Below are 23862 nucleotides of genomic sequence, written 5' to 3' on the forward strand. Positions count from 1 at the left end.
ACACAGCACAGGGCGCGCGCGGAATTATCCGCTGCGCGCCTTACTTTTTCTGCCAGTGTGCCCACGGATTATCCGCCGGCGCTTCCGCTTTTGCCGTATCGGTATCGGACAGCGAATCGATATACAGCGCTTCCACTTCTTTGCGCGCCCACGGCGTACGGCGTAAAAACTTCAGACTCGATTTAATGCTCGGATCGCTTTTAAAGCAGTTAATGTTGATGCGTTTCGCCAGTTCGGCCCAGCCATATTGCGCGACCAGCGCGTTTAACAGCGCCTCCAGCGTGATGCCGTGCAGAGGATCGTTTGGATGCTGCATTGCGTCTTGTTACCTGATTTAAAAATTTTGCTCACCATACTGTCTCCCGACGCTATACGCAACCTGCCTTATCGCCCCTTATCCAGAATTCGCAAAAGCACAGAACCCTCCACGGTCATAAATTAGAAAAGAACGTTATTGGTTGAATATTTTCGCTTAAGGCAAGCTGGCCTCAACCACCCGACTGAGGAATCGATCATGCGCTGTTGTTGTCCCCGAACCCTGAACCTGAATCGACGAAAACACCTGAATACCGCCTTCGGAGAAGACAATGAACGCGACAACCTTACCGATACTGGATCTTGCCCGCTACGCGGACCCCGCTGAAAAAGCGGCGTTTCTCGCCGACCTGCGCCACGCCGCCCGCGATATCGGCTTCTTTTATCTGATCAACCACGGCGTTGATGAGTCGCTGCAGCAGGCCGTGCAGCAGCAATCCCGCGCCTTTTTTGCCCTGCCCGACGCTCAAAAGCAGAGGGTAGCAATGATTCACTCTCCGCATTTTCGCGGCTACAACCGCGCCGCTTCTGAATTAACCCGCGGTCAACCCGACTGGCGCGAGCAGTTCGATATCGGCGCCGAGCGCCCGGCCCTGCAGCTTAGCGAACGCACTCCGCGCTGGCAGCGTCTGCAGGGGCCGAATCTCTGGCCAGAGGCGTTGCCCTCGCTCAAACCCACATTACTGACCTGGCAACGGGAAATGACCCAGGTTGGGATCGCCCTGCTGCGCGCCTTCGCCGAAGCGCTGCGCCTGCCGCAGGATGCCTTCGATGGCCTGTATGGTGATAAGCCCAATGAACATATCAAGCTGATCCGCTATCCCGGCCAGCAGGAGACCCAGAGCGCCCAGGGCGTTGGCGCGCATAAGGACTCCGGCTTTCTCAGCTTCCTGCTGCAGGATGAGCAGAAAGGATTGCAGGTCGAAGTCTCTCCTGACCGCTGGATTGACGCGACCCCGCTGGCGGGCAGCTTTGTGGTGAATATCGGCGAGCTGCTGGAGCTGGCTACCAACGGCTATCTGCGGGCAACGGTGCACCGGGTCGTTTCGCCGCCCGCCGACCAGCAGCGGCTGTCGATCGCTTTCTTCCTCGGTGCCCAGCTGGATGCCGTGGTCCCCGTCTACACCCTGCCCGATGAGCTGGCCCGCGAAGCCCTCGGACCGGATAGCGACCCGCAAAACCCGCTGCTGCGCGAGGTGGGCTGGAATTACCTGAAAGGGCGTCTGCGCTCGCATCCTGATGTCGCCGAGCGCTACTACCAGGATGTTTTTCGCGAACGCGCCGAGCAATTGATCGTTTAAACATAACAACAAACACAAGGAATAAGATGATGAAATATGCCGCATTTAAACTGGCAGGGGTTGCACTGTCTCTCTCTCTGGCCTGGACTTCCGCTCAGGCCGCCGCGCTGCGCGTCGCCGCCGACCCGGTGCCGCACGCCGAAATTCTTAACTATATTAAAAAGATCGATCCCAGCCTCGACCTGAAAATCGTCGAACTCACCAGCGGCGTAAACGCCAACGAGCTGTTGGCTAACGGCGACGTCGACGCCAACTACTTCCAGCACGTCCCCTATCTGAAAGATCAGGAAAAAGCGCTGGGCAAAACCTTCGCCGTCGCGGCGACCGTCCATATTGAGCCGCTGGGGATCTATTCGCGCAAGCATAAAGATTTTAAATCGCTGCCCGAGAACGCCACCGTGGCGGTACCGAATAACACCACTAACCTGAGCCGCGCGCTATTCCTGCTGCAAAATCAGGGTTTGATTAAGCTGGCGGCAAAATTCACCGACCCGGCGACCACCCTGGCAACGCCGAAAGATATCGTGGAAAACCCGAAGCACCTGAAAATCCTTGAGATTGAATCACCGCAGATCCCGCGGTCGCTGGATGACGTTGACCTGGCGGTGATAAACGGCAACTACGCGCTGGAAGCCGGGCTGGTACCGGCCAAAGACGCGCTGGGCCTGGAGAGCGCCAACAACAACCCGTACGCTAATATTCTGGTGACAACGCCGGCGCTGGCGAACGATCCGCGCATCAAGGCGCTGGCCAAAGACCTCACCTCGCCGCAGGTCGCTGAATTTATTCGTAAGCAGTATAACGGCTCGGTGATCCCGGTTGCCCCTCAGTCATGATTGAGATTGTCGGGCTGAGTAAAACCTATGCCGGAACAGGCCGACCGGCGCTAAACGATGTCTCTCTGCATGTGCCGGGCGGTGCCGTTTACGGCATCCTTGGCCGCAGCGGTGCGGGCAAAAGTACGCTGATACGCTGCCTGAATTTGCTGGAGCGGCCCACGGCGGGCCGCATTATTGTGAACGGGAATGATATTACCCGGATGGATAAAAGCGCGCTGCGCGAATACCGGCTGCGCACCGGCATGATCTTCCAGCACTTTAATTTACTTCACGCCCGCAGCGTCGCTGACAACGTCGCGGTGCCGCTGGAGATAGCCAAAGTGCCGAAAGCGGCCCGCCAGGCTCGCGTGGCGGAACTGCTGGAGCTGGTCGGGCTGGCGGATAAAGCCGCCGCCTTCCCGTCTCAGCTTTCCGGCGGGCAAAAGCAGCGCGTGGGGATCGCCCGCGCGCTGGCCGCACGGCCGGATGTGCTGCTGTGCGATGAGGCCACCAGCGCCCTTGACCCCGAGACCACGGCCTCGGTGCTCAACCTGCTGGCGGACATCAATCAGAAGCTGAACCTCACCATCGTGCTGATCACCCACGAGCTGGAAGTGGTGAAAACCCTCTGCGACCACGCGGCACTGCTGGAGCACGGTGAGATTATTGAAAGCGGCAGAATTGCCGATTTGCTGGTGGCGCCATGGTCGCGGCTAAGGCAGTCGCTGCTGCACGACCCGCAGGCGGAGCGGGACTTCCTCGCTCGCCACGGTTTACACGGGAGGCCCTTATGCGGAGTAGCATGAGTTGGCAAGATCTCTGGCCGCTGTTGCTTCAGGGCACGCTGGATACCGTTTATATGGTCGGCCTGGCGGCGCTGTTTACCGTGCTGCTCGGGCTGCCAATCGGCGTGCTGCTGTTTATTTCACGGCGTCAGGGTCTGGCGCCGATGCCGAAGCTCAACGCCATCCTCGGCGCGATTATCAACTTTGGTCGTTCGCTGCCGTTTATCGTGCTGCTGATCGCGCTGATTCCGTTCACCCGGTTGATTATCGGCACCACCCTCGGCAGTACCGCCGCGGTGGTTCCGGTCACCATTGGCGCCTTTCCGTTCTTTGCGCGGCTGACTGAAAATGCGCTGGATGAAGTGGACTACGGGCGTATCGAAGCGATTTTATCGATGGGCGGCAATATCTGGCACGTCATCTTTAAATCGCTGCTGCCGGAAGCGCTGCCGACCCTGCTGGCAGGCATCACGCTGACCATCGTCATGCTGATCGGCTTCTCTTCGATGGCGGGCGTGATTGGCGGCGGCGGACTGGGCGATCTGGCTATCCGTTACGGCTATCAGCGCTTTAATAACGAGGTGATGGTCGGCACGGTGCTCATTCTGGTCGCGCTGGTACAGGGGGTGCAGATGGCCGGCGACCGTCTGGTTCGCGGCCTCGCCCACCGCCGTTAACGATGAGCGGATGGCCGCGCGCCATCCGCGATTAAAACCCGCTTTCGCTCACCAGCTTTCGTATCAGCTCCGCTGCCGGCAGCTCGCGAATCAGGCTAACGCCCTGTCCGGCCCAGTGGGCGCCGAATTGACGATTTCCCTGCGCTTTTGCCGCCGATGCCAGCGCTTTACCGGCATCATAAGCTACGGGATAAGCCGGAACGAGATGCGGATCGTTTATTTCACGCCAGCCGTTAACCAGACATCTTGCCGGACGTCCGGAGATCGCCGAGGTTAAAACCGTTTGCCCGTCAGGCGCGCCTTTGATGGCCTCACGATAGCCGGCATCCGTGGACGATTCCGGGCAGAGCAGAAACGCCGTTCCCAGCTGCGCGCCGTCTGCGCCCAGGTTCATTACGCAGTTGATTCCTGCGCCGTCCATGATGCCGCCTGCCGCAATAATCGGTAGATCAGTATGCCGTCTCATCGCCTGAATCAGGGTAAAGGTGCTCATATGTCCGTCTGGCCCCAGGGGGTCAAAGATGCCGCGATGGCCGCCAGCCTCATAGCCCTGGGCAACCACCATATCGACTCCCCGCGCCTCGGCCAGCAGCGCCTCTGCCACGCTGGTCGCACTCGCCAGGGTAACGATACCCTTATCCCGCAGTCGGCGAAGCGTTTCACGATCCGGCACGCCAAAATGGAAGCTCACCGCCGCCGGGGCAAGATCGAGCAGCAGCTCGGCCATTCGCGGCTGCTGATTAAAACTGAGGTAGATTTCCGCCAGCGTCTCCGGCGGATGGCTGGCGAAGCGGGCAAATTCCGGGCGCAGCCGAGCCAGCCACCCGGCTTCACGCTGCCGATCCCTTACCGCTGGTGCGTGGCAAAACAGGTTGACGTTAAACGGACGGCTGGTTAAGCGACGGGTCTGGTTAATCAGCGCCTCAGCCTGCTCTATGGTTGACGACCCCAGCCCCAGCGAGCCGAGCGCGCCGGCGCCGCTGACCGCTGCCGCCAGTTCCGGCGTCGACACGCCAGCCATCGGCGCCTGAATAATGGGATAATCAATAGCAAGCTGCTGCGTCAGCCGGTTTTTCATGGTTTGCCCTGTTAAATTTGTGCATTCGGGCCATTAAAATCTCTTTTAGAGATGATAAGATCAACATTATTTTCAATTTAAGAATAAAAATATGAACCACACCACATTAGAGATTTTTAAAACGGTGGCGGAAGAGCGCAGCGTGACTCGCGCGGCAAAACTGTTGGGGCGGGCGCAGTCCAATATCACCACCCGCATTCACCAGCTGGAAGAGGAGCTGGGCGTTGAGCTGTTTGCTCGCGGCAATAAAAGGATGCTTCTGTCCCCCGCCGGCGAGCATTTTTTGGGCTACGCGCTGAGAATCCTCAGCCTGGCCGAGGAGGCCAGACAGGCGCTGCACCCGGCGACGCCGGGCGGTAATCTGCGCATGGGGGCGATGGACGCCACCGCCGCAAGCCGCCTGCCGCAGCTGCTTCCCCGCTTTCATGCTCAGTGCCCGGAGGTCAAACTGACCCTTAAGACCCAGCCAACCCGGCAACTTGCTCAACAAGTCCTGGACGCCGAGCTCGATTGCGCGCTGGTGAGTCTGCCGCAGGGAGCGCCTCCGCCTGACGACCTGGAATTTGTCCCGATCTTTCAAGAACAGCTGGTGCTGGTGCTTCAGGCTCACCCGCAACCTTTTCGTTTTGCCGCCTTTGCGGAGGGTTGTACCTACCGGGCGATGGGGGAAGCGTTTCTGGCGCAATCAGAGGAGGCGGAGATCGAGATCCAGGATGTCGGCTCCTACCACGCGATGCTCGCCTGCGTTGCCTCCGGCGGCTATACCGGCATCGTGCCGCAGAGCGTGCTTGAGACCCTGACGCTGCCCGAAGCCAGCCAGCTGCAACCGGTTGGCCAGGCGATCACCCAGCTTATCTGGCGCAAAGGCTACGCCTCCCCGGCCTTTGAGAAGATGCGCCAGCTCCTTGAATCAGCTTCCGACCTTTGACGCTCGCCCCGCCCCCGCTGCCACCAGCGCAGCGGCAGCCAGCAGCGCTATAGCCGCCGCGCTGAGCGAAGGATTAAACGACCCGCTGCGGTCATACAGCGCCCCGGCAACCAGCGGGCCGACAATTTGCCCGATGCCGTAGGTTGCGGTCATAGCGGCAATCATATTGAACGAAACCAGATGATTCAGCCGCCGCCCCTGGGACAGCGCGATGGTCACGGTGCCCAAAAAGGTGCACCCCACCAGCAGCGCGCTCAATATGCAAAACGGCAACGTATGGCTCCACGCCGGAAGGATCACGCCAACGGCCTGGATCAGCAAATTAAGGGTAAACGCGCGGCGGTAGCCAAGCCTGATGACCAGCCGATGCCAGAGAAAACAGGAGGGGACGGCGGCAAGACCGAAGATGGCCCAGATCTGCACCGGATCGATAGCGTTCAGCGAACCGCTGAGAAACAGCGGGAGATAGGTGGCGGTAATAATGTAGCCGAAGCCGGCCAGGCCATAAATCAGCAGCAGTTTCCATGCCTCGCGCACCGGCCCCTCGGCCTGCTCATGCTGTGCGGTTGCTGCGGGTTGATAAGCGATAAGGTAGTCTGCGGGGCTCAGCAATAGACGCAGCGCGAGGATAAAAAGCACGCCGGCGCTTAGCGCGCACATCAGCCAGATCTGCTGGCTGGAGAGCGCCAGCGCCTTCCCCAGGGAGATAAATTCCGCCGACAAAAATATGCCCATTCCGACGCCCGAAAAAAGCACCGGCGCACCGTTTGGGTGCTTCATATGCTGGAGCAGCCAGAGTGAGGCGGCAATCAGCGTCACCGCGCTTAATAATCCGGCAATACCGCGAACCGCGATAATCGCCAGCGGAGAAACTAAAACCGCCAGTAAAGCCAGGCACAGTAGCGTCAATAGCGCGGAAAGCAGGCTTAGCCATCTGGCGTCCGTGGGTCTGGCTTTCGCCAGCAGCAGCGCCCCCGCCAGATAACCGGCATAGTTTGCCGAAGCGGCGAGATTACCTTCGCGTAGCGTCAGTACCTGTTCATTAAGCATCAGCGGCAGGATCCCGGTATAGGCAAACCGGCCATAGCCCATACCGACGATCAGTACCACCGATCCGGCCAGCGCCAGCAGAAAGGCCTTCCACTCCGGCCTGAGTTGAATAACGTTCACCCACTCCCCTCCATTCTTATTCTCAAAAAGAGAATAATTTTTAACATTATTCTCTTTTCATTATGATTGCGGTTAACCCGACGCGCAAGCAACGCCACGCGACAGCGCGCGGCCTCCAGGAGAAGAAATTTACGGCAAAGGTCGGTGGATGCTTCGGTGAGCAACGAAATGTGGGAGCGAGAAGCTGGGCATCCCTGCCCGGCAGGATTTAGCGGTGGCTAAAAGCCAGCCTGGCAGCAAACAGCACAAAGAGGCCGCCGGTCGCGCGATCCATCCACCGAATGAACAGCGGCGTTTTTAATAGCCGAGCGGCAGAGCGGCTGGTCACAATCAGCGTTAATGACCAGATTGTGCCGATCGCCACATGAATGGCGACCAGCAGGAACGTCCAGGCGATGGGCGAGTGCCCTGCCGGAATAAACTGCGGCAGGAAAGAGACGTAAAAGATCCCCATTTTCGGATTGAGCACATTCCCCATCATCCCTTTTACAAACCAGTTACTTGCCGGGGCCGCCGCCCTGTCCTGATGAACCAAATGACGACGCGGCTTGAGAATTAACTGAATGCCCAGCCAGCATAAATAGACGGCCCCGCACCATTTGAGCAGGTCATACGCCAGTTCCGATGCCGCCAGCAGCGCCCCGAGACCGAAGGCGACCGCAGCTCCCCAGATAAAACATCCCGTATCAATACCCAACGCCGCCTGAAAGGCTTTTTTTCCGCCTTCAACGGTCGCGGTTCGTAAAATTAGCGCGGTATCCAGGCCTGGGGTAAGGGTGAACAACAGGGCAGCAAAAGAGTAAGCAAACAGGGAATCTGCAACGGACATTTTCTCTCTCCGAAAGCGAAGATTCTAGATAAAACACGCCTCTCAGACAACCCCAAAAATATCTTTTATCCCGCGCAAAGATACTTTTTTCTCACCGCATTAATACATTGATTTCTGCTGCATTGATGTCTTTCGTGAGGCGCAAAAAATGACGTAACGCTATCAAGGAGATCCAGGGCAATGGCCAGTTTTGCTTTATCGTTTTCCGCAATCATGATTTTCTTTTGCTGGTCGGTTAGCACACTGATAAAATAAGTCGCTACATCCTTGGTGGCAATTTGTTCTGGGGTACAATTTTTAGTACAAATACCATATATCCCATCGAGAAAGTGCCCCCAGACTTCGTTCAATATCATTTCTTTTGAACAAATATCTTCATAGATAGAATCGTAAACACCAATTGACCGTAACCCAATAATGGTATTCATGTATCTATTCTTAAAATCCATTTCAATCAAGTCTTTCGAAAAATGATGATTTTTAATAAAAAAGCCCCATTCATCCAATTGGTCAGGGTACCATTTTGTTATTTTCCTGTACCGATGTTGACCAAAAAACGAGCTTATAGTCGTCTCTGTCTCGGTAACATAGGATGGCTTCGGAAATATCTTTTCATCCTGCCAGCCCCTGAGAGTTTCGATGGTGACGCCCATCTTTTTGACAAGCTTCTCTTCGTTAATATAAAATTCATTTAAATAATTTTCGCTCATGAACATTCTTTCCTGGAAAAGATATATTAATAACCACGCTCTTTAAATTTTAAGATATTCACCGCTGAATACTTCGCTATTTAACGAAGTATGGTGGTTGAACACAGCTGGAGAGTCCGAGAAAAAGCTCTCCACGACAAACGATCGGCGTAAAAACGGATACAGTCACCCGACCACCTTTTATTAATACAGGTTCTTATGACTTTTAACGCTATGCGCATCGCCCGGCCGGTCACCGACCTTTCTTTGAGCAGCAGCATGTACTGCACGGGCCTTGGGCTGGAGCAGATCGCGCAGTTTGCCGATCACGCTGGCTTCAGCGGTGTCATGATCGGACGCGGCGATCTCGGCTGGCATCTTGAGTTCACCCTCTGCCACCATCATCCGGTGAAGCCCTCCCCGAGCGAGGAAGATTTGCTGGTGCTCTATTATCCACACACCGCCGAATGGCAGGAACGGTGCGAGAGAATGCTGACCGCCGGCTTTACACCGGTCAGCGCGTTTAATCCGTACTGGAATGTGCACGGCAAAACCTTTGTCGACCGCGACGGTTACCGGGTGGTGCTGCAAAACAGAAGCTGGCGGTAGCCGCTACTCCATCAGCCGGACGTCAGGATGGCGCGGGCTTGCGGCTTCATGAAAAATATCGCCCAGCCAGCCGGGAATTTCTGCTTCCGTGAGGTCATCCGGGATGATGACCCCATGCAGCGGCGAATATTTCCGTTCGTTGAGATCGACGCGGAAGAGTAACCATCGCCCGTGCCGACGCTGGACGCCAATGTGGCGTCCGAATACGTCATAAATCAACATTCCATCACCCTGCTGGTCGGCGAAGTTGATGGGCGGCTAATACATTCCATTTGGCTTTCATGCTTTGCCCTCGCGCAGCCACGGGGTTACGGTAATCCCTGCCAACAGCCCTTCCGGGCTCAGCAACCGCGTGACGGTCTGTCCCCAGGGCTCCACGCGATTATCCACCAGCAGACGATAGCCTCTGGCCTTCAGCGCATCGGTGGCGGTATTGATATCGCGCACTTCAAACTCCACCCACGCCTGCGGCACCGGCAGATAGTCCGGCCAGAGATCCGAGTCAAAACAGGAGCGCGCCGCCTGAGCCAGCGGCCACAGCGCAAAATGTTTTACCCCATCGAGGGCATGCTGTTCGGTCAGCAAATACTCTTCGTTGCCGGGCATCGGTTTGAGCGGCAGGCCCAGCGCCGCCACATAAAATTCCCTGCTGGCTGGCGTTGATTGGGTGATCGGTCCAAAGCCCGCGACAAAAAGAACATCCATACCGTCTAAATCGTATTCCATACCCTCTCCTGTCAATATCCATGATGCGTTAACAAATTTTATACTCTGCTGCGCACGACTTGCCCAGATTGCTCTTCTCTCATTACTATTTTTAGTGAGTTTGCCTGAATCATTGAAAAAGCGCATGGTCTGCTCGTCGCGCCCGACGACGCTGCGCTATGCTTAGTCTCCCTTTGGTTTCCAGTACTTAGCGTTATGGCCACATCCGTCAGCACCACCCAGCTTAATCTGCGTATTATTTCTATCGTTGTCTTTACCTGTATCTGCTATCTCTCCATCGGTTTGCCGCTCGCCGTGCTGCCCGGCTATATCCATTATCAGCTTGGCTATAGCACCTTTATCGCCGGCGTGGTTATCAGCCTCCAGTACATTTCAACCTTGCTCAGCCGCCCGCATGCGGGCCGCTATACCGATATCTGGGGGCCGAAAAAAGTCGTCAGCCTGGGGATTATTTGCTGTCTGCTCAGCGGGCTCTTCACCCTGCTCGCGGTCTTGCTGCAATCTGCGCCGCCGCTGGCGGTTGCCGCGCTGTTGGTGGGGCGAATTTTCCTCGGCGTCGGGGAAAGCTTCACTGCCACCGGCGCGACCCTGTGGGGGATCAAAACCGTGGGCGCGATCCACACGTCGCGCGTGATCTCCTGGAACGGCGTGGCAACCTACGTGGCGATGGCGGTTGGCGCCCCGCTGGGCGTCATGCTCAACGGCTATTTTGGCATCAGCGGATTTGCCGCCGTCGTGGTGCTGGCTGCGGCGGTTGGCCTGCTCTATGCCCGTACGCGCCAGGACGTCAGCGTGACGGCGGGAATCCGGGCACCGTTTCACGTGGTGGTACGCAAAATCTGGCCCTATGGGATGGGGCTGGCGCTGGGTACCGTCGGTTTTGGGGTTATCGCGACCTTTATTACCCTCTACTTTTCGGCTCATGGCTGGCAAGGCGCGGCGTTTACCCTGTCGCTATTCAGCATCGGTTTTATCTGCATTCGCCTGATTTTAGGTAACACCATTACCCGCTACGGCGGCGTGCCGGTGTCGTTAATCTGTTTTGCGATCGAATGTCTCGGCCTGCTGATCATCTGGTATGCCTCCTCGGCATGGATAGCGGGTATTGGCGCCTTTCTCACCGGCTCGGGCTTTTCGCTGATCTTCCCGGCGCTTGGGGTGGAAGCGGTAAAACAGGTTGAAGAGCAGAATCAGGGCACCGCGCTGGGCACCTATTCGGCTTTTCTCGATCTGGCGCTGGGATTAACCGGACCGCTAGCCGGCTGGGTGGCAGGCTACTACGAGCTGGAGACTATTTATTTGTTGGCCGCAGCGGTGGTCGCGCTGGCATTTATCCTGGTTTTGCGCATTTACCTGCAACAACACGCTGCTCTGCCGCGAACCTGAGGAATACTCTTCGCGCGACCCCTGACGCAAATATGGGTAAAAAAATAATCAATATTTGACTGCAATTCGGCTTCCGTGCCACCATCGCCCCGGCGCCTGGCAAGCGGCGCGATGGTGGCACGGGTGAATATCAGAGACCGCATGTTTAAGGTCCATGCCCGGCCGCAACCTGATTCTGGCGGGAATAAAAGACATGCACCAAAGTTTTAATCAGCGCGTTCATTTCTATTACTGCATTCTGGTGGCGCTGAAAATACACGCAAAATCGAAGAAATCGGGCGGTATCCGCGGGAAAAATAATTTCCTGCTCAAGTGGCTACGCAAAGCGCAGGACAACAATATCTTCCACCCGGATATTACCAGTGAGATCGAATGGCTGCGGGGCAAAATCATTCAGGCCGGCTACGATACCGACCTCGAGCCGATGCTGGACTTTGTCTACGCCACCGCCAAACGCGCGTCCGATCTCAAAAACGCCGACTGATTCACGCCCGAGCCGCCTGGCTCGGGCGTTGCACTTTAGGGTTTGTTGCGGTGCGTCAGAAGATAGACCGCCGGGATCACCAGCATCGACAGCAGCGGCGCGGTGATCATCCCGCCGATCATCGGCGCGGCAATACGCTGCATCACTTCTGAACCTGTACCGCCACCCCACATAATCGGCAGCAGCCCGGCCATAATCGTCGCGACGGTCATTACTTTCGGGCGCACGCGCAGCACGGCTCCTTCGTGTATCGCTTCGTTGAGCGTCCGGTCATTAAGCTCACCGCGCCGCTTCGCGAGCGCCTGGTTTAAATAGAGCACCATAATTACCCCGAACTCCGCGGCCACGCCGGCAAGCGCAATAAAGCCAACGGCGGCGGCCACCGACAAGTTATAGCCCAGCAGCCAGAGCAACCAGACGCCGCCGATCAGCGAAAACGGCAACGTGCCCATAATCAACAGCGCATCTTTAACGCGACCGAAGGTGACGTAAAGCAGGATAAAGATAATCATCAGAGTAAACGGCAGCACGATTTTGAGCTTCGCGGTAGCGCGTTCCAAATACTCGTACTGCCCGGACCACGTCAGCGAGATGCCATCCGGCAGCCTGACCTGTTTGCTGACCTCGCGCTGCATTTCATCAACCGCGGATTTCAGATCGCGCCCGCGAATATCGACGTAGATCCAGTCCGACAGACGGGCGTTTTCGCTTTTTAGCATCGGCGGGCCATCGGTGATAGCAATATCCGCCAGCTCGGCGAGCGTCACCTGTGCCCCGCTGCTGGTTACCACCGGCAGATCGCGCAGCTTCTGCAGCGAGTCGCGCATTTCGCGCGGATAGCGCACGTTTATCGGATAGCGTTCACGCCCCTCGATAGTCTCGCCAATGTTATCGCCGCCCACCACGCTGGCGACGACCGACTGCAGCTCCTTCACCGACACGCCGTAGCGGGCGGCTTTCAGACGATCGATAGCGATATCGATATAGCGACCGCCGTCAAGGCGCTCCGCCAGCGCCGAGGTCACCCCCGGGACATGACGCACGATGCGCTCAATCTCCTCAGCGGTTTTTTCGATCTCCGCCAGATTGTTGCCGTTCACTTTGATGCCGACCGGGCTTTTAATGCCGGTCGCCAGCATATCCAGGCGATTGCGAATCGGCGGTACCCAGACGTTGGCGATGCCCGGCACTTTTACCGCACTGTCCAGTTCGCCGATCAGCTTATCCATGGTCATACCGGGCCGCCATTCGCTTTTCGGCTTGAACTGAATGGTGGTTTCCAGCATGGTCAGCGGCGCCGGATCGGTGGCGCTCTCCGCCCGACCGGCCTTGCCGAACACGCTTTGTACTTCAGGAATCGTCTTGATCAGACGGTCGGTCTGCTGCAGCAGGCGGGCGGCTTCGCGGCTGGAGATCCCCGGCAGCGTGGATGGCATGTACAGCAGGTCGCCCTCGTCGATTTGCGGCAGGAATTCGCTGCCGAGCTGCGCCAGCGGCCATAGCGTGGCGACCAGCAGCAGGCCCGCCGCCGCCAGCGTTGCCTTCGGCCACTGCAAGACCTTATCCAGCAGCGGCTCATAGGCGCGTATCAACCAGCGGTTGAGCGGATTAGCGGCCTCATCAGGGATTTTACCGCGAATAAAGTAGCCCATCAGCACCGGAACCAGGGTGATCCCAAGCCCGGCGGCCACCGCCATCGACCAGGTTTTGGTGAAAGCCAACGGCGAGAACATCTTGCCCTCCTGCGCCTCGAGGGTGAATACCGGAATAAACGACAGGGTAATGATCAGCAGGCTGCAAAACAGCGCGGGCCCCACCTCCGATGCCGCATGTAGGGCAATTTGCCAGTAGTCGGCGGAAGACGGCTGGCGCTCAGGATGCTCTTGCCGCCACTGCTCCAGAACCTTATGCATATTTTCAATCATTACGATTGCCGCATCGACCATGGCTCCGATGGCGATCGCAATTCCGCCAAGCGACATCATATTGGCGCTGACGCCCTGATAGTGCATCACGATAAATGCGCCGAGGATCCCCAGCGGCAGCGTGATCATCGCCACCAGCGCGCTGCGGAAATGGAACAGAAACAGCGAGCAGACCACCGCCACAACGATAAACTCTTCGATAAGCTTGTGGGTCAGGGTTTCGACTGAATTTTTAATCAGCTGCGAACGGTCATAAACCGGCACGATTTCTACTCCTGCGGGCAGGCTTTTTTGCACCTCAGCCAGTTTCGCCTTCACCGCATTAATGGTGGTCAGGGCATTTTTGCCCGAACGCATAATGATGATTCCCCCGGCCACTTCGCCTTCACCGTTGAGCTCGGCGACGCCGCGCCGGATCGCCGGCCCCCGGCGCACGCTGGCAACGTCGGACAGCAGCACCGGCACGCCGTCACGCGCAGCGATAACGACCTGCTTAAAGTCGTCGATGGACTTCAGATAGCCGGTGGTGCGCACCATATATTCAGCTTCACCCAGTTCCAGTACCGAGCCGCCGCCCTCCTGGTTGGCGCTCTGAATCGCGCTGATAACCTGTTCGTGGGTAACGTTCAGGGCCCGCAGGCGGTCAGGATTAAGGATCACCTGATACTCTTTGACCATTCCGCCGACGCTGGCGACCTCCGATACGTCCGGCACGGTTTTCAGTTCATATTTCAGGATCCAGTCCTGAATCGCCCGCAAATCCCCGAGGCTATGCTGACCGCTTTTATCGGTAAGCACATATTCAAACACCCAGCCAACGCCGGTAGCATCCGGCCCCAGCGAAGCTTTCGCTTCCGGCGGCAGGCTGCTCTGGATCTGGCTCAGGTACTCCAGCACGCGGGAGCGCGCCCAGTACGGATCGGTGCCATCATCAAACAGTACGTAAACGTAAGCATCGCCGAACATGGAAAAACCGCGCACGGTTTTCGCCCCCGGCACCGACAGCATGGTGGTGGTCAGCGGATAGGTCACCTGATCTTCGACAATTTGCGGCGCTTTTCCCGGATAGCTTACGCGAATAATCACCTGGGTATCGGAGAGATCCGGTAGCGCATCCAGCGGCGCCTGCTGTATCGACCAGACGCCCCAGGCGGCCATAATCAGCGACGCCAGCAGTACCAGCAGACGGTTGCGTAACGACCAGCGGATAACGGCGGCAATCATGGCTGCTCCTTAGCGCCGTTCATCGGCATCATCGAGGTGACTCGCGCTCCATCGTCGGTCAGGACGAAGCTAAACATTACCGACTCGCCGGGGCGCATCTGTCCCTGCTGCTGCGGCGTAATGGCAAAATCCATGATCATCGCCGGCCACTTCAGCGCCGGCACCGGCTGGTGAGCGATGGTCACCGCCCCATCGGTTACAGCTTTGATGACCCCCTGCGTGGTATAGCTTTTTTCCTGCGGATCCTCTCCGGCCATTTGCGGCAGCGCGCTGCGCAGGCTCGCTTCGGAGTCAATCAGGAACTGTCCGGAGGTGACCACCTTCTGGCCCTCTTTGAGGCCGGATTTTATCTCGACCAGACCATTTTGCGTGCGCCCGACGATCGCTTCGACCGGACGGAAATGCCCCTCGCCATCGGCAATTAACACCCGATTGCTGCTACCCGTGGCAATCAATGCCTCTTCAGGGATGGTCAGAACGGCGCGCGCCTGATGCGCCTCGGCCAGCTGAACGTTCAGGTACATACCGGGTTTGAGCTGATGCTGCGGATTGTTCAAAACTACCCGGGCCTTTAACGTGCGGGTGGTCGCTTCCAGATCGGGAAGTAGCTCGCGCACGGAGCCCTGAAAAACGCTCCCGGGCCAACTGCCGGTGGTCGCCGTCACCCGGCTACCCACGCGCAGCAGGCTGGCCTGGCTTTGCGGATAATCAATCACGACCCATACCGGGTCGAGGCGGGCCAGCTCGAACAGCGGCTGGGCTGGGGTGACCTGCGCGCCGGTGCGCACATCCAGCTTGCTGACATAACCATCGTGCGGCGCGCGTACCGTCATCCGGGTTTGCGGTTTCCCGCTGCGCTCAACGCTGCGGATAATCGCTTCCGGCATAAACTGCAGCTGCAGACGATCGCGAGCGGCGGCGGTCAGCCCGCTGTCGCCCAGCCGCCTCACCGCCAGATACTCCTGCTGCGCCGCCGCCCACTGCGGGATCCACAGTTCGGCCAGCGCCTCGTTCTTTTTCACAAACTGCTGAGAGGCGTTAACGTAGAGTTTCTCAATCAAGCCGTTGGCCAGCGCCGGTACCGTCTCGACGCCGCGTTCGTCCACGGCGACGGTAGCAAAAGCGTTAAGCTCCGGCGCCAGTGGCTGACGGGAAACGCTCGCCGTGCGTACGCCAAGATTTTGCTGCTGGCGGGTGCTAATCTTCACCCCTCCCGCATCATCGTCAGCCTCTTCATCGGCATAACGCGGAACCAGGTCCATATCCATAAACGGCGATTTGCCCGGTTTATCAAAACGGGTACCGGGGGCCATCGGGTCGTACCAGTAGAGCACTTTGCGTCCCGCAGCCGTTTCGGTTCCGCCCGGAGTGACAGTCGAGGCGTTCCGCGATCCCAGCCAGTATCCGCCCGCGGCGGCAAGAGCGACGGACAGCGCCACAAGGGTAAAAGCAGTTTTCAGCTTCATTATTTAACATCCTGTGGAATAAGGTAGCGAACGGCGGCCCACGCGTCAGCGAGCGCTTTCTCGGCGTTGTTGCTGGCGATTTCCCCGTTCAGCAGGTCGCGACGGGCGGCGAGCAGTTCAGGCAGCGCGGAGCTGCCGCCCCGATACTGGGCATTGACAAGACTCACCTTCTTGCGCAGCAGCGGCAGCACCTCGCTTTGCTGGCGATCGTAAATGGCTTTCGCGGCGTTATACTGCGCGATCAGCTGATACTGCTGCGCCTGATGCTCGCGCATCAATAAGGTCAACCGATCGTTGGCTTCATAGGTTCGGGAGACATCCGCAGCGTGGTCTTTATCCTGACGTTTACCCTGAAAAACCGGCAAATCGACGGTAAACATAACGCCGACCATGTCGTCATAGTCATCTCCGCGTCTGGCGTAATAGACCTCAACGCCTACGTCGGGGATCGCCGCCACTTCCGACTGCCCGGATTTTGCTTTAGCCAGATCAGCCTCACGCGCGGCCTGAATCACTTCTGGATGAAGTTTTATCCCCTCAATTAAGGTCGCTTCATCGGCAGGCAGGCGCTCAATGCGCGGCAGCGGGCCGGAAATAACGCGGATATCCTTACCGGTTAGCTGCATCAGACGCGCCTGAGCGATCTGCACATCGCGCCGGGCGTTATCTTGCTCATTTTTCATAGCATTGAGCGCCAGTTCGACGTCGAGCACGCTGCCGGGGGTAGCGCTGTCGCTGCTGACGGCCGCCTTATGCACGCCAATTTGCCGGGAGGTTTCGCTAATCAGCGCCTGTACCGAGCGCAGCGACTTCTGCGCTACCGCCAGCGCCAGCCATGCCTGAGCGGTTTCCCGCTGTAGCCTGGCGCGGATAACATCGGCGTTGGCGGCGGTTCGTCGCGCGTCGGCGGTTATCGAGTCGGCTTTGCGCTCGCGCTTGGTGCTGCTGACGTAGTCCTGCATTACGCCAATCCGCTGCATGGTCATGCCCTCGCGGGTCAGGCGGCTGGCGTTACTTCCCCCCAACGGGACGTTTTCAAGACCAAACTTAAGCTTCGGATCGGGAAGCTCCATGGCGGAATCCGCCATATTCTTCAAAGCGTTAACCTGATGATCGTTGGCGGAGAGCTCGGCAGAGTAGCTTTCCGCCGCCGACAGGGCCTCTGAGAGCGTCGTAGCCCAGCCGCTGGTGGCCGTCAGCGACAGCAAGAGCGGCAGCCCGCAGGCCGCCTTAGTTAAGATGTGCATAATGACTCCGGAATTATTGCGCGGTAATCGAAACGAGCGCGTAGCCGGAGTCGGTCTGGCGGAAGGTGAAATCGACCTGCTGTCCCACCGGCAGCTTTTTATCTTGATGTCCATCGAGCGCAAAGCTCATCGTCATCGCCGGCCAGTTCAGCCCGGGAACCGGAGAATGGGCAATCACCACCGCATCGTCGCGCCAGGCTTTAATCACCCCGCTTGCCGAATAAAGCGCGGCGGTATTCTCGGGCTTATTCATCCCCGGCATTTCCGCCATCGCGGACATATTATGCTGATGCATCGCGCCATCTTCCGCGCTGGCGGAAAATGCGGTGAAAGAAAAGGTCAGAACGCTGGTAAAAAGCAGAAAAATAGAGGTCGAACGCATAATTATTACTCCGAAAAAAACATAAAGTCGCCCGCAGAACGGGCAGTTCTGATGGATGTTTTTTAACGGAGCGTTATTCTCTGAAACGGCAGAAACGTATTTCAGCCGGCGGACCGGTGACCGGCGGCGTGTGCCAGTCCATACGTTCAGCGCAAATCTCCTGCTGCGGCGAAACCACCAGCAGGGTGGTTTCGGCGGGCAATGCATTCAGCTGTAGAGAGGTGGAGGTATTAGGTTGCGCAGTGTCGGGGTCGCAGTGTTTCTCACAGATGACTTTCTGCCCGACGTTATCCATGCCGGACATGGTCATCATGCCATCAACGATGTGATGAATTTGCACCTGCGGCGCGACCGGCTGCTGCTGGCCGCCGTGGTGCGCCGCGACGGCAAGCTGTAGATTGAGTAGCAGCCAACAGGCAATAACAAGCCCGGCGCGGATGCGAAGCCGGCGTCGGGTGGCTTGTTTGAATAATGCCTGTAGTGACTGAATCATAGTAATATTCGCAATAGGACGACCGCTGAATTAAAGCACACCCGCCCAAAGAATTAAACGCTATTACATAATTAAAACCGCGAGTTAAATAGAATGAAGTTTCTCGATAAATATTTACACGTCATCGCAAAATTAACGTTTGACCTTCCCCCAGGGGGAAGGTGTATAGCGCGGCGTCGATGTATTTAATAAATAGCCAAAGTGTTATTTATATGTAATCAGCAGTCATACACGTCATCCCTGATCCAGTACTAACGTATCGCCGGTCGCCAGGGTACTATCCGCCGATAACCACCAGCGTCCCCACGAACCGGTACAATGGCAGGCCATCACTTTCTCCACCTTCTGCTGGTGCAAAAATTGCCTTATCTGGCGTATTCTCCACGGCGGCGCGCGGCGCAGATGAAGTCCGCCGATGATGGCGTATATCTGTTGGACGCCGGTAACCTTCTGACAGTGGCGAAGGGTATTGATCAAGCCGCGATGTCCGCAGCCGCAAATAATGATTAAGCCTCGCGTCGAGCGGTAAATCAGTACGCCCTCATCGGCAATATAATCCTCCGCTGGGGATGGCCCCGCCAGCACGCCATAAGCTCGCGGCCTGGCAACCGCGATCTCACCTGACCACATCAGCCGCTCGCTGATAGCCAGCGGCTGGCGGCTGTATTCCATGCGGTGACGGGAATAGTCGATCTCTCGCGACAGCTTTTTGAGCTTTACGCGATGCCCGCCGATCGATAACGCCGAATAGCGCGTTTGCCCGACCTGCGGATGGCAAATAATACGGCTATTGTCCGGCAGCCACGGCACGCCGCCGCAGTGGTCATAATGACCGTGAGAAAGTATCGTGGCGGTCAGGTTAGATAAAGAGACCCCCATGCGCTGCGCATTATGCAAAAAGCTGCCGTCAGGGCCGGTATCAAACAGAACCCGGCAGGTTTCATCCTCAACAACAAGGCTTAGCCCAGGTTTCACCTGCAACAGTTTATCCTTGTCCTTACCAAGCCGGTTCTCAAGTAACATCTTAATGATTAAAGCCATTTCATACCCATTGACCAGAGAATTGCGCGCATACTCTAGCCTGTTGTCTACATAAGTACCGTGACCCGCCCGGCACATGTATAAGTGACAACGTCACAATATAGCTCATCCGATCTTGCTGCTTTGCCAGATACGCATTGCCGTCTATGCTGTTGGGCGAGTTTCTCGCAACCGGAGCGTACTATGGCAGACTGGAATCCCTCACTCTATTTGCAATTTGGCGCTGAGCGAACGCGGCCCGCCGCCGAGCTTCTTGCGCGCATTGCCCATTATCCCGTGACGCTGGCCGTTGATTTAGGCTGCGGGCCAGGCAACAGCACCGCTCTGCTGCAAGATGCCTGGCCGGACGCGACGATTATCGGCATTGATAATTCCCCGGCAATGCTGGAAGAGGCCTCACAAAGGTTGCCGGACTGTGGGTTCGTTGATGCGGATATTGCCGCTTATCGCCCGGAGCGTCCGGCGGATCTGATATACGCCAATGCTTCGCTGCAATGGCTCCCGGATCATCAGCGGCTGTTCCCTTTTCTGGTGAGCAATCTTGCAGAAAACGGCGTACTGGCGGTGCAGATGCCCGTTAACTGGCAGGAGCCGTCCCATACCCTGATGCGTCAGGTTGCAGAAGAGCTTGGGCACCCGGCCAGCGGACGGCATCCGCTGCCAGAGGTACAGGAGTATTATGATATGCTCACTGCCTGCGGCTGCGAGGTGGATATCTGGCGCACCACCTACTATCACCCGCTGGCATCGCATCAGGCCATTATCGAATGGCTGCAGTCAACGGGCCTGAGACCATTTTTACAGCCACTTGATGAGCCGCAGCGCGCAGCGTTTCTCAAGCGCTATCTGGAAGAGTTGAAGCGGCACTATCCGTTACAGTGTAACGGAAAGGTATTGTTATTATTTCCGCGCCTGTTTATCGTCGCGCGCCGTTAGCCCGGCGGCTGAAAGTAAAGGAATAGAGGGAGTCAGAACGAGAATACTACGGCGTCAGGAGCGAGCGCCGTAGGGTCTGATTTACCAGGCAAGGTGATGAACCAGGGAGAGATCCCACGCGGTGGCCAACAGCGAAAGAAACATGATTAAATTCACCACCGTTTCTATGCGTTTTTCCATATTTGTTTCTCCTGAGCCGTTTCCCCTGTTTTACAGGGAAAAGCTTAACAACTTCTTAATCTCAGATTGTCAGAGCGTCACGCGGTAACGAACATAGTCATCGGCTGGCGTGAATTCATCATACAGACGCCGGGCCGGATTGTCGGTGCGAGTGTGCCAGTACAAGCGCGACCACCCTTTTTCTTTTCCTTCCGTTTGCAGCGCCTGTATTAAGGTTCTGGCGATGCCTTGCCCGCGCATCTGCGGGGCGACAAACAGATCTTCCAGATAGCAAATGGGCGTCTTAACCCATGTTCCTTCGTGGAGGATACAAATCGCAAAGCCCACCACATTGCCATCCACCACCGCGAAACGACCCAGCATCGGCGAAGCGGCATCGAGCATCCGCTGCCAGGTGTGTTCTGTGACCTCCGCTGGCTGCGGGCTACCGTAGAAACGGGTATAACCCTGCCAAAGCGATAACCACTGTGCTTTATCCTGCCGATCGGGTTCGCGAATCTCAATGACCATGGGCCGACTCCTCGTTTGGATAAGGCATTATTTTCCGGTGCAATAATTAGTTCAAGCGCCCGGCACACAATTCATCTTTTTCTCTTAATTGCCCCACCTTTGTTGCCGGACCCATTTTGCACGATCTGCCAGACCTGCGTGAAAGAAAAAACTAAAAGTATGTTGTAACTAATTAAGGTTCAAAAATAACCCGGCGGTGGCCGGGTTGAAATTAATGCTAATTCTGCTCAGGCGTTGCGCCCGGATGACGAGCGGACGGCGGCTGGCAGCTTATCTGGCCAATAATCCGTCCTTATCTGCTCGTCGGGCGGCGCCCTGCGCTATATCAGCACAGCGGCTGAACGGCGGCGCGCATGCCGTCGCGCAGAATCGCATCCAGATCCTGCGTCACCTGCTCGACCAGGCCTGAAACTTTGCTCAGGTCCTGCTCCCAGTGGGATTCAACGGACAGTACGGCTTTTACCAGCTCGCCGGTGGTGATTTGCGCATCCCGATGTTGAGCCCATAGCGCCTTGTAGCGCTCCATCCATTCAGCATCATCCTGAACCGGATAGCTCTCACCGTTACGTTCGCCGCGATAAAACGCGATCAGCGCTGCCAGTGCGAAGGTCAGGCGCGACGGGAGCTTGCCCTCTTTCTTCTGCGCCGCCAACAGCTGCGGCAGAATGCGGGTGCGATATTTGGTCATGCCATTAAGCGCGATAGACAACAGCTGATGCTTAATATACGGGTTGCGGAAACGGCCGGTGACCGCACTGGCGAAGGACTCCAGCTCATCGCGCGGCAGGTCGAGAACAGGAATGATCTCCTGGTAAATCGCTTTCTCAACGAAAGCGCAGATTTCCTTATCGTTCATCGCCTCGCCCACGGTATCGAGACCCGCCTGGAAGGCGACCGGCACCAGCGCGGTATGCGCGCCGTTAAGAATCGCCACTTTACGCTCTTTATACGGCTTAATATCGTCCACGATCAGGACGTTAAGCGGCAGCTTATCCAGACGCAGCTCTGCGGCCAGGGACTTCGGCCCCTGAATAACAAACAGGTAGAAATGTTCAGCGGTATCGAGGAAACCGTCTTTATACCCCAGCTGTTCTTCAATCTGCGCGGCTTCATCACGCGGATAGCCGGTCACTATACGGTCTACGAGCGTAGAACAGAAGGCGTTCGCCTCATCCAGCCAGGTGATAAATGCTTCCGGCAGCGCCCACTCCTGGGCATAGCGCAGCACCAGTTCACGCAGCGCCTCGCCATTGTAATCAATCAGCTCGCAGGGAATGATCACCCAACCTTTATCCGCCGCGCCGGAGAAGTGGCTGTAGCGTTCAAACAGCAGGCGAGTCAGTTTTGCCGGATAGCTTACCGCTGGCGCATCGTCAAAGCGGTCGCCGGCGTGGTAGCTGATCCCGGCCTCAGTGGTATTGGAAAACACAAAGCGCATATCCGGATTATGCGCCAGACGCAGCAGCTCCTCATAATCGGCATAGGCGCTGATTTCACGATTTACCGATCGAATCAGACGCGCATCGCTCACCGATTCGCCCTTCTCATTCAGGCCGCGAACAATCGTGGTATAGAGGCCGTCCTGGGTGCTGAGAGACGGCGGGAATGCGCTCTCAATCGGACGCACGATCACCACGCCGGAATTCAGGTCGGTATGCTCGTTCAGCAGATCGATCTGCCAGTCGATAAACGCGCGCAGGAAGTTGCCTTCGCCAAACTGAATGATACGTTCAGGGTACTGCGCGCCCGGGAAATCGCGACGGTTTAGTGTTTTCACAATGGGTTCCCTCATAGAGTAGTCATACAACCTGAGTAATTGGTCCAATAAGTTATCAGGTTTTTAGCCAGGTGAAACCCCGTTTTGATCAAAGCTGTATGCAATATCAAATTTGTCGCCGAAATATTTCTCTCTGCACGACAAAACGGTGAACCGTTTGCACAGCGTTTAGTCGGGCAATAGTCGGAGCGAAGACATGGCCGGGTAACGCGGCGAGGGAGACAAGCCCCGGCGGCTTATCAACTCAGCTGCCGGGGCGTGTGAATGAGGCAGGTTGCAGTATATGATGAGATTACAAAAGTTTATAGAACAGCGATGTCGCCGTCAGTTCGCCGTCCGGCATCAGCGCATAGCGGGGAATTTCCCCGGCCTTTTCCCAACCGCATTGCACGTAAAAATTCTCGGCTCCGCTGCCGGTCGCCGTATCCAGCACCAGAACGCTCTTGCCCTGCTCGCGCGCGATCGCTTCCAGCGTGGCCATCAGCGCATTCGCCAGGCCCAGGCGACGCGCATTTTGGTGAACCAGAAGTTTAGCGACGTCGGCGCGGTGCGGTTGGTTTTCCGGCTGGTCGATAATGAGCTGCACCGTGCCAACGAGCCGCTGCTGCTCATCCGCCGCGGCGATGACGACCCGCTCCCCGGCTGCCACGCTCTGCGCCATTCGCAGCCAGAACGCCGTCGCGGTTTCAGGGGCGAAAGGCAGCATAAAGCTCACCGAGGCCCCGCCGTTGACGCAGCTGACGAGGATATCGGTTAATTCAGGAAGATGTTCGAGAATATCGTCACGCGACAGCGTGCGCAGAGAAAAGGATGTGGTCATCGGTAACTCCTTGAAATTGACCACATCACTATATTTTTTAACTTATATTTAACACAAGTAAATCTA

At 57.1% G+C, this 23862-nt stretch carries 25 protein-coding genes; 9 read left to right on the top strand and 16 right to left on the bottom strand.

The features are described from left to right. Positions 1-40: 40 nt before the first annotated feature. The gene (locus tag ABLV12_RS25680; protein ID WP_004102267.1) at positions 41-316 is read right to left on the bottom strand and encodes a VF530 family protein; all 276 of its coding nucleotides are present in this window, start codon (positions 314-316) and stop codon (positions 41-43) included. A 271-nt stretch (positions 317-587) separates the two neighbouring features. Here ABLV12_RS25680 and ABLV12_RS25685 point away from each other — a divergent pair, with 271 nt between their 5' ends. From ABLV12_RS25685 to ABLV12_RS25700, 4 genes are read left to right on the top strand one after another with little or no spacing between them, the layout of a single operon-like run. Then, complete coding sequence (locus ABLV12_RS25685; protein WP_105890205.1) at positions 588-1616, top strand: isopenicillin N synthase family oxygenase; 1029 nt, start codon at positions 588-590, stop codon at positions 1614-1616. A gap of 29 nt (positions 1617-1645) precedes the next feature. Further along, positions 1646-2452 (top strand): MetQ/NlpA family ABC transporter substrate-binding protein, encoded by an 807-nt coding sequence (locus ABLV12_RS25690; RefSeq protein ID WP_201506039.1) that lies wholly within the window; start codon positions 1646-1648, stop codon positions 2450-2452. After that, complete coding sequence (locus tag ABLV12_RS25695) at positions 2449-3240, top strand: ATP-binding cassette domain-containing protein (protein WP_004113226.1); 792 nt, start codon at positions 2449-2451, stop codon at positions 3238-3240. The genes ABLV12_RS25690 and ABLV12_RS25695 overlap by 4 nt, the downstream gene beginning before the upstream one ends. Beyond that, positions 3237-3896 carry a methionine ABC transporter permease gene (locus tag ABLV12_RS25700; RefSeq protein WP_160886560.1) on the top strand — a complete coding sequence of 220 codons (660 nt, stop codon included), beginning with the start codon at positions 3237-3239 and terminating at the stop codon, positions 3894-3896. The genes ABLV12_RS25695 and ABLV12_RS25700 overlap by 4 nt, the downstream gene beginning before the upstream one ends. Before the next feature lie 31 nt (positions 3897-3927). Here ABLV12_RS25700 and ABLV12_RS25705 read toward each other — a convergent pair whose 3' ends face one another. After that, positions 3928-4974, bottom strand: coding sequence for a nitronate monooxygenase (locus ABLV12_RS25705; protein WP_142475076.1), 1047 nt, complete (start codon positions 4972-4974; stop codon positions 3928-3930). 91 nt (positions 4975-5065) lie between these two features. Between ABLV12_RS25705 and ABLV12_RS25710 the strand changes: the two genes are divergently transcribed. Further along, positions 5066-5902: a LysR substrate-binding domain-containing protein gene (locus ABLV12_RS25710; RefSeq protein WP_160886564.1), complete on the top strand. Its 837-nt coding sequence runs from the start codon at positions 5066-5068 to the stop codon at positions 5900-5902. Here the strand turns inward: ABLV12_RS25710 and ABLV12_RS25715 are convergent. From ABLV12_RS25715 to ABLV12_RS25725, 3 genes are all read right to left on the bottom strand, one after another. Next, entirely contained in the window at positions 5885-7072 is a 1188-nt protein-coding gene (locus ABLV12_RS25715; protein ID WP_348867456.1) for a YbfB/YjiJ family MFS transporter, read from the bottom strand. The genes ABLV12_RS25710 and ABLV12_RS25715 overlap by 18 nt on opposite strands. Before the next feature lie 208 nt (positions 7073-7280). Next, the gene (locus ABLV12_RS25720) at positions 7281-7901 is read right to left on the bottom strand and encodes a LysE family translocator (RefSeq protein WP_201505981.1); all 621 of its coding nucleotides are present in this window, start codon (positions 7899-7901) and stop codon (positions 7281-7283) included. A gap of 65 nt (positions 7902-7966) precedes the next feature. After that, on the bottom strand, positions 7967-8611 hold the full coding sequence (locus ABLV12_RS25725) for a DUF6058 family natural product biosynthesis protein (protein ID WP_064395877.1): 645 nt from the start codon (positions 8609-8611) through the stop codon (positions 7967-7969). A gap of 198 nt (positions 8612-8809) precedes the next feature. Here ABLV12_RS25725 and ABLV12_RS25730 point away from each other — a divergent pair, with 198 nt between their 5' ends. Next, on the top strand, positions 8810-9199 hold the full coding sequence (locus tag ABLV12_RS25730) for a VOC family protein (protein WP_004102281.1): 390 nt from the start codon (positions 8810-8812) through the stop codon (positions 9197-9199). Between the two features lie 3 nt (positions 9200-9202). Here ABLV12_RS25730 and ABLV12_RS25735 read toward each other — a convergent pair whose 3' ends face one another. Together ABLV12_RS25735 and ABLV12_RS25740 are read right to left on the bottom strand one after the other, a co-directional pair. Continuing rightward, the gene (locus tag ABLV12_RS25735; RefSeq protein ID WP_016807415.1) at positions 9203-9421 is read right to left on the bottom strand and encodes a hypothetical protein; all 219 of its coding nucleotides are present in this window, start codon (positions 9419-9421) and stop codon (positions 9203-9205) included. A 57-nt stretch (positions 9422-9478) separates the two neighbouring features. Further along, on the bottom strand, positions 9479-9925 hold the full coding sequence (locus ABLV12_RS25740; RefSeq protein WP_023321017.1) for a glyoxalase/bleomycin resistance/dioxygenase family protein: 447 nt from the start codon (positions 9923-9925) through the stop codon (positions 9479-9481). A gap of 195 nt (positions 9926-10120) precedes the next feature. On the opposite strand from ABLV12_RS25740, the gene ABLV12_RS25745 reads away from it, so the two are divergent. Together ABLV12_RS25745 and ABLV12_RS25750 are read left to right on the top strand one after the other, a co-directional pair. Next, positions 10121-11311, top strand: a complete 1191-nt coding sequence (locus tag ABLV12_RS25745; RefSeq protein WP_064395871.1) for an MFS transporter — start codon at positions 10121-10123, stop codon at positions 11309-11311. A gap of 193 nt (positions 11312-11504) precedes the next feature. Beyond that, entirely contained in the window at positions 11505-11795 is a 291-nt protein-coding gene (locus tag ABLV12_RS25750; RefSeq protein ID WP_026055937.1) for a hypothetical protein, read from the top strand. Between the two features lie 35 nt (positions 11796-11830). Here ABLV12_RS25750 and ABLV12_RS25755 read toward each other — a convergent pair whose 3' ends face one another. The 6 genes from ABLV12_RS25755 to ABLV12_RS25780 all read right to left on the bottom strand — a co-directional run bounded on the left by ABLV12_RS25755 (position 11831) and on the right by ABLV12_RS25780 (position 19573). Continuing rightward, positions 11831-14944, bottom strand: coding sequence for an efflux RND transporter permease subunit (locus ABLV12_RS25755; protein WP_160886574.1), 3114 nt, complete (start codon positions 14942-14944; stop codon positions 11831-11833). Beyond that, positions 14941-16410: an efflux RND transporter periplasmic adaptor subunit gene (locus ABLV12_RS25760; RefSeq protein WP_064395866.1), complete on the bottom strand. Its 1470-nt coding sequence runs from the start codon at positions 16408-16410 to the stop codon at positions 14941-14943. The genes ABLV12_RS25755 and ABLV12_RS25760 overlap by 4 nt, the downstream gene beginning before the upstream one ends. Next, on the bottom strand, positions 16410-17657 hold the full coding sequence (locus ABLV12_RS25765) for a TolC family protein (protein ID WP_201505984.1): 1248 nt from the start codon (positions 17655-17657) through the stop codon (positions 16410-16412). The genes ABLV12_RS25760 and ABLV12_RS25765 overlap by 1 nt, the downstream gene beginning before the upstream one ends. A gap of 13 nt (positions 17658-17670) precedes the next feature. Beyond that, positions 17671-18039: a copper-binding protein gene (locus ABLV12_RS25770; protein WP_004113246.1), complete on the bottom strand. Its 369-nt coding sequence runs from the start codon at positions 18037-18039 to the stop codon at positions 17671-17673. Positions 18040-18112: 73 nt separating this feature from the next. Beyond that, complete coding sequence (locus ABLV12_RS25775; RefSeq protein ID WP_048257961.1) at positions 18113-18532, bottom strand: hypothetical protein; 420 nt, start codon at positions 18530-18532, stop codon at positions 18113-18115. A 234-nt stretch (positions 18533-18766) separates the two neighbouring features. Next, complete coding sequence (locus tag ABLV12_RS25780; RefSeq protein ID WP_348867457.1) at positions 18767-19573, bottom strand: MBL fold metallo-hydrolase; 807 nt, start codon at positions 19571-19573, stop codon at positions 18767-18769. Between the two features lie 183 nt (positions 19574-19756). Between ABLV12_RS25780 and tam the strand changes: the two genes are divergently transcribed. Continuing rightward, positions 19757-20509, top strand: a complete 753-nt coding sequence (tam, locus tag ABLV12_RS25785; RefSeq protein WP_210669182.1) for a trans-aconitate 2-methyltransferase — start codon at positions 19757-19759, stop codon at positions 20507-20509. A 249-nt stretch (positions 20510-20758) separates the two neighbouring features. Here the strand turns inward: tam and ABLV12_RS25790 are convergent, their stop codons facing one another. From ABLV12_RS25790 to ABLV12_RS25800, 3 genes are all read right to left on the bottom strand, one after another. After that, the gene (locus tag ABLV12_RS25790; protein WP_064395858.1) at positions 20759-21199 is read right to left on the bottom strand and encodes a GNAT family N-acetyltransferase; all 441 of its coding nucleotides are present in this window, start codon (positions 21197-21199) and stop codon (positions 20759-20761) included. Positions 21200-21524: 325 nt separating this feature from the next. After that, a complete protein-coding gene (locus ABLV12_RS25795; RefSeq protein WP_348867458.1) occupies positions 21525-22976 on the bottom strand; it encodes a tagaturonate reductase in 1452 nt (483 codons plus the stop codon). 292 nt (positions 22977-23268) lie between these two features. Next, entirely contained in the window at positions 23269-23796 is a 528-nt protein-coding gene (locus ABLV12_RS25800) for a GNAT family N-acetyltransferase (protein WP_348867459.1), read from the bottom strand. Positions 23797-23862: the final 66 nt, after the last annotated feature.

The organism is Klebsiella sp. CN_Kp100, assembly GCF_040065315.1.
Classification (GTDB): Bacteria; Pseudomonadota; Gammaproteobacteria; order Enterobacterales; family Enterobacteriaceae; genus Klebsiella; species Klebsiella oxytoca.